This window comes from Xenorhabdus doucetiae (assembly GCF_000968195.1).
Classification (GTDB): Bacteria; Pseudomonadota; Gammaproteobacteria; order Enterobacterales; family Enterobacteriaceae; genus Xenorhabdus; species Xenorhabdus doucetiae.
Genome location: NZ_FO704550.1, coordinates 2,754,278 through 2,764,765, shown reverse-complemented (window position 1 = coordinate 2,764,765; position 10,488 = coordinate 2,754,278). Strand labels below are relative to the sequence as shown.

Annotated in this window: 8 protein-coding genes; 3 read left to right on the top strand and 5 right to left on the bottom strand. The window is 47.0% G+C overall.

Annotated elements, in window-relative coordinates:
- Positions 1-80 precede the first annotated feature (80 nt).
- Together pta and ackA are read right to left on the bottom strand one after the other, a co-directional pair.
- The gene (gene pta / locus XDD1_RS12020; RefSeq protein WP_045971469.1) at positions 81-2,225 is read right to left on the bottom strand and encodes a phosphate acetyltransferase; all 2,145 of its coding nucleotides are present in this window, start codon (positions 2,223-2,225) and stop codon (positions 81-83) included.
- 75 nt (positions 2,226-2,300) lie between these two features.
- On the bottom strand, positions 2,301-3,503 hold the full coding sequence (ackA, locus tag XDD1_RS12015) for an acetate kinase (RefSeq protein WP_045971467.1): 1,203 nt from the start codon (positions 3,501-3,503) through the stop codon (positions 2,301-2,303).
- Positions 3,504-3,768: 265 nt separating this feature from the next.
- On the opposite strand from ackA, the gene yfbV reads away from it, so the two are divergent.
- The 3 genes from yfbV to XDD1_RS12000 all read left to right on the top strand — a co-directional run bounded on the left by yfbV (position 3,769) and on the right by XDD1_RS12000 (position 6,833).
- The gene (yfbV, locus tag XDD1_RS12010) at positions 3,769-4,224 is read left to right on the top strand and encodes a terminus macrodomain insulation protein YfbV (protein WP_045971465.1); all 456 of its coding nucleotides are present in this window, start codon (positions 3,769-3,771) and stop codon (positions 4,222-4,224) included.
- A gap of 10 nt (positions 4,225-4,234) precedes the next feature.
- Positions 4,235-4,894 (top strand): sugar phosphatase, encoded by a 660-nt coding sequence (locus XDD1_RS12005; protein ID WP_269450517.1) that lies wholly within the window; start codon positions 4,235-4,237, stop codon positions 4,892-4,894.
- A 109-nt stretch (positions 4,895-5,003) separates the two neighbouring features.
- Positions 5,004-6,833 (top strand): SLC13 family permease, encoded by a 1,830-nt coding sequence (locus XDD1_RS12000; protein WP_045971461.1) that lies wholly within the window; start codon positions 5,004-5,006, stop codon positions 6,831-6,833.
- A 29-nt stretch (positions 6,834-6,862) separates the two neighbouring features.
- Here the strand turns inward: XDD1_RS12000 and yfbR are convergent, their stop codons facing one another.
- The 3 genes from yfbR to XDD1_RS11985 all read right to left on the bottom strand — a co-directional run bounded on the left by yfbR (position 6,863) and on the right by XDD1_RS11985 (position 10,089).
- Positions 6,863-7,444 carry a 5'-deoxynucleotidase gene (yfbR, locus tag XDD1_RS11995; protein WP_045971459.1) on the bottom strand — a complete coding sequence of 194 codons (582 nt, stop codon included), beginning with the start codon at positions 7,442-7,444 and terminating at the stop codon, positions 6,863-6,865.
- A 275-nt stretch (positions 7,445-7,719) separates the two neighbouring features.
- Positions 7,720-8,508 (bottom strand): alanine--tRNA ligase-related protein, encoded by a 789-nt coding sequence (locus XDD1_RS11990; RefSeq protein WP_045971457.1) that lies wholly within the window; start codon positions 8,506-8,508, stop codon positions 7,720-7,722.
- A 366-nt stretch (positions 8,509-8,874) separates the two neighbouring features.
- The gene (locus tag XDD1_RS11985; protein ID WP_045971455.1) at positions 8,875-10,089 is read right to left on the bottom strand and encodes a pyridoxal phosphate-dependent aminotransferase; all 1,215 of its coding nucleotides are present in this window, start codon (positions 10,087-10,089) and stop codon (positions 8,875-8,877) included.
- Between the last annotated feature and the right edge of the window lie 399 nt (positions 10,090-10,488).

Below are 10,488 nucleotides of genomic sequence, written 5' to 3'. Positions count from 1 at the left end.
TGGATTGGGGGAGATGAAAGGGATATCACTGACTCAACAACCCCACGCCAAGGCATGGGATTGTTGTTATAGGATCTTGCTTACGCGTTTTCTTGCTGAGTTGACTGAATGGCAGTCAGTGCAACGGTATAAACAATATCATCCACCAGTGCGCCACGGGACAGGTCGTTAACCGGCTTGCGCATACCTTGCAGCATTGGCCCGATGGAAACCAGATCCGCTGAACGCTGTACCGCTTTGTAAGTGGTGTTACCGGTGTTCAGGTCTGGGAAGATAAATACGGTTGCCTGACCGGCAACCGGTGAGTTTGGTGCCTTGGATTTTGCTACATCAGCCATGATCGCCGCGTCGTACTGCAATGGGCCGTCGATGATCAGATCCGGGCGTTTTTCTTGTGCCAAACGGGTGGCTTCACGCACTTTTTCAACATCGCTGCCCGCACCGGAATTACCGGTGGAGTAAGAGATCATCGCTACGCGAGGCTCGATACCAAATGCTTTTGCAGAATCTGCCGATTGGATGGCGATTTCAGACAGTTGCTCGGCGGTGGGGTCTGGGTTGATCGCACAGTCACCGTAAACCAGCACTTGCTCTGGCAGCAACATAAAGAAGACAGAAGAAACCAGCGAGCTGTTTGGTGCCGTTTTAATTAACTGCAATGGCGGACGAATGGTGTTGGCGGTGGTGTGAACCGCACCGGAAACCAGGCCGTCAACTTCGTTTTGCTCCAGCATCAGGGTGCCCAGCACCACGTTGTCTTCCAGTTGTTCGCGGGCAACCACTTCGGTCATGCCTTTGTTCTTGCGCAGTTCAACCAGACGCGGCACATAACGCTCACGGACTGCCGCCGGATTCACGATCTCAATCCTGGTGCCCAACTCAACGCCTTGCGCCGCAGCAACACGGCGGATTTCTTCGGGATCACCCAACAGGATACATTCGGCAATGCCACGTTCAGCACAGATAGCGGCGGCTTTGACGGTACGCGGTTCGTCGCCTTCCGGCAGCACAATACGCTTGCCGGCCTGACGCGCCAGTTCGGTCAACTGATAACGGAATGCCGGCGGAGACAGGAGATTTGGACGCTCGGAGGCGGCTGCCAGAGAATCGATCCACTCGCTGCTGATGTGTTGTGCCACGTAGTTTTGGACTTTTTCGATGCGTTCGTGGTCATCGGCCGGCACTTCCAGACTGAAACTTTGCAGGTTCAGGGAAGTCTGCCAGGTGTTGGTCTTCACCGTGAAAACCGGCAGGCCGGTGCTGAATGCACGTTCGCACAGTTCACGGATAGAGTCATCAATAGAGTAACCCCCGGTCAGCAAGACGGCGCCAATTTCAATGCCGTTCATGGCGGCCAGACAAGCGGTGATCAGGACATCAGGACGGTCAGCGGAAGTCACCAGCAGGGAACCCGGACGGAAGTACTCCAGCATGTTAGGGATGCTGCGGGCGCAGAATGTCACGGACTTGATGCGACGGCTTTCGATAGCGCCTTCATTAATGATATCCGCTTTCAGGTGCTTGGCCATATCAATCGCACGGGTCGCGATCAGGTCGAAACTCCACGGGATGCAGCCGAGAATCGGCAGCGGGCTGTTTTTGACGATGGCATTGGGATCGATATGCGCAACCGTTGCTTTGGTGGATTCATCAAAGATTTCAGACAAATCCGGGCGGGTGCGGCCTTGATCATCAACCGGGGCATTCAGTTTATTGACAATGACACCGATAATGTTTTGGTTCTTGCTGCCGCCGTATTCAGCACGGGTCAGTTCAATGCTCTCTTTCAGTTGCTCCGGCGTGTTGGTTCCCTGAGCCGTCACGAACACGATTTCCGCGTTCAGTGTCTTGGCGATTTCATAGTTCAGGGATTGGGCAAACGGATGTTTGCGCGTCGGCACCAGACCTTCGATTAGCACCACTTCTGCCTCTTTGGCGTTTTCGTGGTAACGTGCCACGATCTCTTCCATTAAGACGTCTTTTTTATTGGTGGCCAGCAACGATTCCACATAGGCCATATCCAGCGGTTCAGCGGTATGGATGCTGGAGTGTGAACGGATAATGGAAGTGGTTTGATCTTGGGAACCCGTGTGACGGGGTTGGGCGATAGGTTTGAAAACGCTCAGGCGAACGCCTTTTTGCTCCATAGAGCGGATAACACCCAAACTGACACTGGTTAAACCAACGCTGGTGCCAGTAGGGATTAGCATAATTGTACGGGACACGGAAACCTCTTTATTTGACTCATGAATAGAGAACCGCCAGCGATGCCGGCGGTTCTGAAAATCATGACTGCTTTGTTATGCAGTCAGGCGTGCTGAATCCTGAGCAATGACCAATTCTTCGTTGGTTGGGATAACCAGAGCAGGACGGCTGTTATCGGTTGTGATAACCCCTGATTTGCCAAAGCGAGCGGCAAGGTTACGCTCGTGATCATATTCGAAGCCCAGCAGAGCCACTTTCTTCATGGTCAGTTCACGCACCAGCGCGGAGTTTTCACCGATGCCGCCGGTGAAGATAATCGCATCCAAACGGCCTTCCATCAGTGCGCTGTAGGCGCCGATGTATTTCGCCAGACGGTGGCAGTAAACATCCATGGCACGTTTAGCATCCGCTTTGGTTTCGTAGTTGTCTTCGACATAACGGCAGTCGCTGGTTACTTCGGTCAGCCCCTGGAAGCCAGATTCTTTGGTCAGCAGGGTGTTGATCTGAGCGACGCTCATGCCCATGGCATCGTGCAGGTGGAAAACGATAGCCGGGTCGATGTCACCACTGCGGGTGCCCATCACCAGACCTTCCAGTGGGGTCAGACCCATGGAAGTATCAACACACTGACCGTTAACAATCGCAGAAACAGAACCGCCGTTGCCCAAATGGCAGGTGATGACATTCAGCTCTTCAACCGGTTTGTTCAGCAGCTTGGCGGCTTCGCGGGAAACGTAGAAATGGCTGGTGCCGTGTGCGCCGTAACGACGAATACCGTGCTCTTTATACAGGTTATAAGGCAGTGCGTACAGGTACGCTTCTTCAGGCATCGTCTGGTGGAAGGCGGTGTCAAATACGGCAATATTCTTCTCAAGCAGGTGAGGGAAGGCTTTTTTCGCTTCTGCAATACCGATCAGGTGAGCCGGGTTGTGCAGTGGCGCGAATGGAATAGCGGCTTCAATACCTGCGATAACGTCATCGGTGATCACCACGGAAGAAGTGAACTTCTCACCACCATGTACAATACGGTGACCGATGGCTGCAATTTGGGCGGAAAGTTCTGGCTTTTCAGCCAAAATAGTATTAACAATGAAATTCAGTGCTTCGCTGTGTGCTGCGCCGGCACCTAAAGCAGCTTCGTTTTTCGCGCCATCCATTTTCCATTTAAGACGGGCTTCAGGCAGGTTAAAGCACTCTGCTAAACCCGAAAGATATTCTTCACCATTGGCAGGATCGATGATAGCGAATTTCAGGGAGGAGCTACCGCAATTAAGAACCAGTACCAGCTTACTTGACATGGAAATACCTATTATCTTGTTGTGATCTAATCTTTAAAAAGAACAGTGTTAAAAAATAAAAATAATTTGTTAACAAACCGAGCCTAATTGTTGCGAAAAAGGGCAAAATTCCTGTTTTGTTACTGCAACAACATAAAAGTCTGTGTAGGATACCGTTTGCCAGCAATAAAGACAAAATATACTTAATAGTATTAATACTACAAAAAAGATTTTATCTTTTGTAGAGATTTTTTAAAAACTATACCTTTAATTGATTGAGGTCATGATGAACACGACACCGCCTGTCAGTCAGGGTTGGTTTAAGCGAATGCAATTAGGCCAACAATATTTGAAAACCTGGCCACTGGCAAAGCAGCTTGCCCCTGTTTTTCCTGAAAATCGTGTGATTAAGGCGACCCGTTTTGGTATTCGGTTTATGCCGCCGTTGGCTATTTTTACCTTGACATGGCAAATCGCCCTGGGGGGGCAATTGGGTCCCTCGGTGGCGACGGCACTGTTTGCCTGTAGTTTGCCGTTGCAGGGATTATGGTGGCTGGGAAAACGTGCGGCAACACCGTTACCGGAAAGATTGCTGAACTGGTTTTATGAAATTCGGGAAAAATTTACTCAGGCAGGTATTGCCATGGCGCCTGTGGAAAACGCCCCGACTTACTTCTCACTGGCTGAATTGCTTAAACGGGCATTTAAGCAATTGGATAACTCTTTTCTTGATGATATTTAAGGAGTCGGATTTGGTTCTGAGATGCAGAGGTTTTTTATTCGATTTGGATGGTACGCTGATCGATTCATTGCCAGCGGTTGAACGGGCATGGGCCCAGTTTGCCGACAAAATGGGGATCGACCGGGATGAAGTGCTGAACTATGTGCATGGTACGCCGGCGATATTATCACTGCGGCATTTTATGCCGGATGCCAGTGAAGAAGAGATCAGCCGGACTTTCAAATGGATTGAAAAAATTGAAACAGAAGATACGCAAGGCATTACGGCGTTGCCGGGTGCCATCGCCCTGATTGATAAGTTGAATGCGCTGGATATTCCGTGGGCGATTGTGACATCGGGAACGGTGCCGCTTGCGTCTGCCCGGCATCAAGTGGCGGAGATACCGGAACCGGCGCATTGGGTGACAGCAGAGTCGGTCACCCATGGCAAGCCAAACCCTGAGCCTTATTTGCTGGGCGCGAAAAAACTCGGGCTTTTGCCGGAAGAGTGCGTAGTTTTTGAAGATGCGGCGGCGGGCATTCATGCCGGACTGGATGCGGGCTGTCAGGTTGTTGTTGTCCACGATTCGCCGGATATTCCGCGCCGTGACGAAGTCCATTTGACGCTGAATAATCTGGAAGATATCGAGATTGTCAAATCCGGCGGTTATGTGTCGATTTACACCCAATAGATTTCGTTTTGGGAAGATCCTTGATCCTAACGAAGGATTTTCCCAGAGAAAAGTGCTCTACTTAACTTGTTAACGTTTAATTGAAAGATATCGTTGATAGGGGCTTAGATTGAGTAGCGAACTGTTGTGGGTATTGACCCTGCTATTGATAGCCATTGTGCTTTTCACCACCAATAAAGTCAGGATGGATGTGGTGGCGTTATTGGTGATCATCGCATTTGTCTTGAGTGGCACACTGACGTTAAGTGAAGCCACCGTCGGTTTTAGTGATCCCAATGTGTTATTGATTGCTGCCCTGTTTGTCATTGGCGAAGGGCTGGTGAGAACCGGGGTGGCCTATCAGATGGGCGACTGGCTGGTTCGTGTCGCGGGTAACAGTGAAACCAAGATGTTGGCCTGGCTGATGTTATCGGTTGCCGGATTGGGCGCGTTCATGAGTTCAACCGGAGTGGTCGCCATCTTTATTCCGGTTGTCTTGAGCGTGGCGACCCGAATGCAAACCTCGCCGGGGCGGCTGATGATGCCATTGGGGTTTGCCGGTCTGATCAGTGGCATGATGACCCTGGTGGCAACGCCGCCCAATATGGTGGTCAACAGTGAGCTGGTGCGTGAAGGTCTGCGCGGGTTTGATTTCTTCTCCATTACGCCGATTGGCCTGTTAGTGTTGGTGGCTGGCGTGGTTTACATGTTAGTTGCCCGTCGTTGGCTGGGCGGCAAAAATCACCAGACCGCGGATGAGCGCTATCAGCGGACATTCCGTGATTTGATCCGCGACTATAAATTGTCTGGCCGTGCCCGCCGTTTTTCTCTTCGCCAAGGTTCGCCTTTGGTTGGGCACACCTTGGATGAAGCGGGGCTGCGCGCCCGTTATGGGGCTAATGTCATTGGCATTGAACGTTGGCGCAAGTTCCGGCGCGTCATGATCGCCGCCACCGGGGACAGGGAATTGAAAGCGCAGGATGTCTTGCTGGTGGATATGTCGGGCAGTGATGTGGATTTGCGCGAGTTTTGCCGCGATCAACGGCTAGAACCGATGGTATTGCGTGGAGAATATTTTTCCGAGCAATCCCGTGATGTCGGGATGGCTGAAATTTCAGTGATCCCGGAATCCCAGCTATTGGGGCAATCATTGCGTGGGATGAAATTTCGTACCCGTTATGGCCTCAATGTGGTGGGAATTCGTCGCGGGGGGAAAGCGCTGGATGGGAAGTTAGTGGATGAGCCTTTGCTGCTGGGGGATACGCTGCTGGTGATCGGTGACTGGAAACTGATCCGCGCCTTGAAAACAAAAACCCCTGATTTTATTGTCCTGAACCTGCCTATTGAAGAGGAAAGTGCGGCTCCCGCGGCTTCACAGGCTCCTCATGCTTTATTCTGCCTTGCCCTGATGGTGGCGATGATGCTGACTAATGAAATCCCGAATTTTATTGCTGCGTTAATTGCCTGTTTGCTGATGGGAAAATTCCGCTGCATTGATATGGAAAGTGCTTATCGAGCCATTCACTGGCCGAGCATTATCTTGATTGTCGGCATGATGCCTTTTGCGCTGGCCTTGCAAAAAACCGGGGGCATTGACCTGATTGTTCGTGGATTGATGGATATCGCCGGCAATATGGGACCACGGGTGATGTTGGTGTGCCTGTTTGTGCTTTGTGCCGTCATAGGCTTGTTTATTTCCAACACGGCGACGGCCGTATTAATGGCACCGATTGCCATTGCTGCGGCAAATGAGATGGCGGTTTCACCTTTGCCTTTCGCGATGATAATTGGGGTGGCGGCTTCAGCGGCGTTTATGACACCGGTTTCGTCTCCCGTTAATACCTTAGTGCTAGGGCCTGGCGGATATCGATTTGCTGATTTCTTGAAACTCGGTGTGCCTTTTACGCTGATTGTGATGGGAATTAGCGTCGCGATTATCCCGATACTGTTCCCATTCTAATGTTTCAACTTCTCATGTTTCAGCCTCTCTCACAGGCTAATTTCATCAAGGGAGAGGCTGAAACTGGGGACAAACACTTCCATGAAATAATCCATTTCTTTACTGCGGCGTGCGGCCAGTGTCTTATCCAGCCGGCTTTTGGCTTGATTGAATTCAGTATTCCCTGCTGAGAGCTCTTCCAGACATTTCAAGTAAGCACATAATGCGTCGGCTTGCTTGATAATACGAGTTTCTTCTTCATCATGGTGATGCTCATCCAGAATGGGGCGAAAATCATCCTGTAATTCCGTTGGCAACATCGCCAATAATTTTTGTTGGGCTATTTTTTCTATTTTCTTATATTCATGGGCAATTTGTGGATTGTAGTATTTAATTGGCGTCGGCAAATCGCCGGTAATGACTTCGCTGGCATCGTGGTACATAGCCAACAGGGCGATCCGTTCAGGGTTAACCGTGCCGTTGAATTTACGGTTTTTGATGATCGCCAAGGCATGGGCGACAAAAGCGACCTGCAAACTGTGCTCTGAAACATTTTCTGTACGCACATTGCGCATAAGCGGCCAACGGCTAATTAATTTCAGGCGGGATAATTGGGCGAAAAAATGACTCATAATTTCCTCTTCTGGCCGAATAACGTGCAGTGGAATAACTAGGATTAATTGTGAGTGGAGCAGGAAGGGAAGTAAACCTATTCAGTGCCAATTTTCTTCAATACAAAAATAATCACTATAATCAGAGTGATAAAAACTCTTTGGGCAGGCTTCATAAGTTAGAATGTGTTTTTGCTAACGTTGAACCCAGACTGTGTTTGAAAGCCGCTCATAACATATAATGGCTCCGATTTCTGTGCACAGGCCGTGTTCAAACTGATTGCGCCGATAAATCCTTATATTGATAAACTCCCAGATATAAATGAGCTATTATTTGATATATATACCCGACTTCTATCTTTACCCGCGTTCTTTTTATGGAAAAAAATACTATTTTTATCTAATTCATTTAATTTCTCTATATGTGTTCCTCCGCAAGGTATGATCAAATCATCATATCGCCAGTAAAATATGGTGTCTGTTTTTGCTTCAGGCTCAATAATGACTTGCTTATCTAAATGAATTTTCTCTAATGTATATGCTTTTATAGTTTCCCATGCTTCCATTGATATTTTTTTATTTAATGAAAAACTTGCTTTATTTTCATCGATAGAACAACCTTTCACAGAAATCGATTCATGTGACTCATTGAAGACTCGATTAAACGCATAAAATAAAAAATGAGCCAATGTATGGTGTTTCATTATAGAATATCGTCTGTCCCATTCGATACTCATAGTAACAATATCGCCAATTTTAAAATCAACAGGAGATGAAAAAAAATGTACAATTCTGGTTTCAACATCAATAAAAGGAACGTCAACATCTGTTCTCTTAATTGATAACTTACTGCCAAATTTATGTTGGACATCAATGACATTGTTTGTTTTATGGTCGGGCGTTATTATTTTTCCTATATCACTGACTTGCCCTCCTGACTCTGCGTAAAAGATGGTTTTATCAAATACAGCTATATTCCCTTCAACAAACAGAGCCTTGGCTTTTAATTCTCTGGAATAAGGATTCTTATTATATGTTCTTTCAGTAAATGGCAATCGGAAAACACTATCATAGTCATATTTCATATTTTTACCTTACTTTTAGTCTTACTAATAAAATGCTAAACAACGCAATAAAAATATCTGTTATTTTCATGGTGATTTCTTTTTGATTATTAATCAGATTATGTAATTATAAAAAATATTATATGGAAATTACTTCGTCAACGGAAAATTTCTCATATGACAAAATACAATAAAAGCTACGTTGTGAGTTTATAACGTTCATTAAAGTTAGAAATAATCAATAGTTTTATTATCAGGCAAGATACTATACCCCATTAACTTCAAACTGCATTTCGCAAGGCAAAAGAAACTGATCATCTCCCCGCATCGCGGGGAGATGATCAATGTATCTTGAAGTACGACAAGTATAAATAAGGAATATGCGGATTATTGGCGATAGTTACCGATAAAGCGGGCAAATTTTTCAATCGCTATTTGCAAGTCAGTAACATGTGGCAGTGTTACAATGCGGAAATGGTCAGGGTTTGGCCAGTTAAACGCCGTGCCTTGAACCAGCAAAACTTTTTCCTGTAGTAACAGATCGAGTACCATTTTCTGGTCATCATAAATATTGAAACGTTTGGTGTCTATTTTCGGGAACATATAGAGGGCACCCATGGGTTTCACGCAGGAAATGCCTGGGATCTGGTTGATCAACTCCCAGGCACGGTTGCGCTGTTCATAGAGCCGGCCACCGGGAAAAATAAATTCACTGATGCTTTGATAACCACCTAATGCGGTTTGAATGGCATGCTGCATCGGCACATTGGCACAAAGGCGCATGGATGCCAGCATTTCTAACCCTTCAATATAATCCTTGGCCTGTTTTTTGGGGCCATTCAGTACCATCCAACCCTGACGGAAACCCGCAACACGATAGGTTTTGGACAAGCCATTAAAGGTCACGGTAAACAGATCGGGCGCTAATGCGGCGATAGAGTGGTGCTGGGCATCGTCGTACAGGATTTTGTCATAAATCTCATCGGCAAAAATAATCAGATTATGCTGACGGGCGATTTCGACGATTTCCAGTAACAAATCTTTGCTATAGACCGCGCCGGTTGGGTTATTCGGGTTAATAATCACGATACCACGGGTACGCGGCGTAATTTTACGGCGGATATCGTCTAAGTCGGGAAACCAGCCTTGCTGTTCATCACAGAGATAGTGAACGGCATTACCGCTGGAAAGTGAGACTGCCGCCGTCCAAAGTGGGTAGTCAGGCGCAGGAACCAACATTTCATCCCCGGTATTTAACAGGGCCTGCATGGATTGAACGATCAGTTCAGAAACACCATTACCGATAAAGATATCTTCAACGGTAACATCCAGCATCTTTCTGGCCTGATAATGCTGCATGATGGCCTTGCGTGCAGAATACAGCCCTTTCGAATCAGAGTACCCTTGGGCTGTTGACAAATTGCGGATAACATCGACTAAAATTTCATCAGGTGCTTCAAATCCAAATGGCGCTGGATTGCCAATGTTTAATTTCAGTACCTTATTACCTTCTTCTTCGAGTCGCTTGGCTTCTTTGAGGGTATTCCCCCGAATGTCGTAGCAGACATTATCTAATTTACTGGATTTATTAATGGAAAACATAGGGAGCCTTGACCTCTTGGCGAAAATGGATACTACCCGCATAAAAAGTGTGATGATCAATGTACTCTTCTCGATCCGTATTTTGAAGAGACTTTGATATCTTTGGTTAAAACGGTTGTTTTAAGAAGAGATGAATAAGTTTGCTCTCTGAATCATGCTCTTTTATTGGTGATTTATTTTAATTATGCGCGATAAGTCAGAATTAAATTTTGCATAATGGCTTGTTTTTAGTTGACAGAGCAGGCAGGAGATGCCATTTTGGCAGAGGTTTTTTAGTTCATTTGTTTAGGGAACCTCAATTGTCAATAAAAGTAAGAAGGTTTGTATAATGTATTCTTATAATTTATCTTTATTGAGGTAAGGTTAATTTAGGTTTTTATCACATGATACTTCGACAAT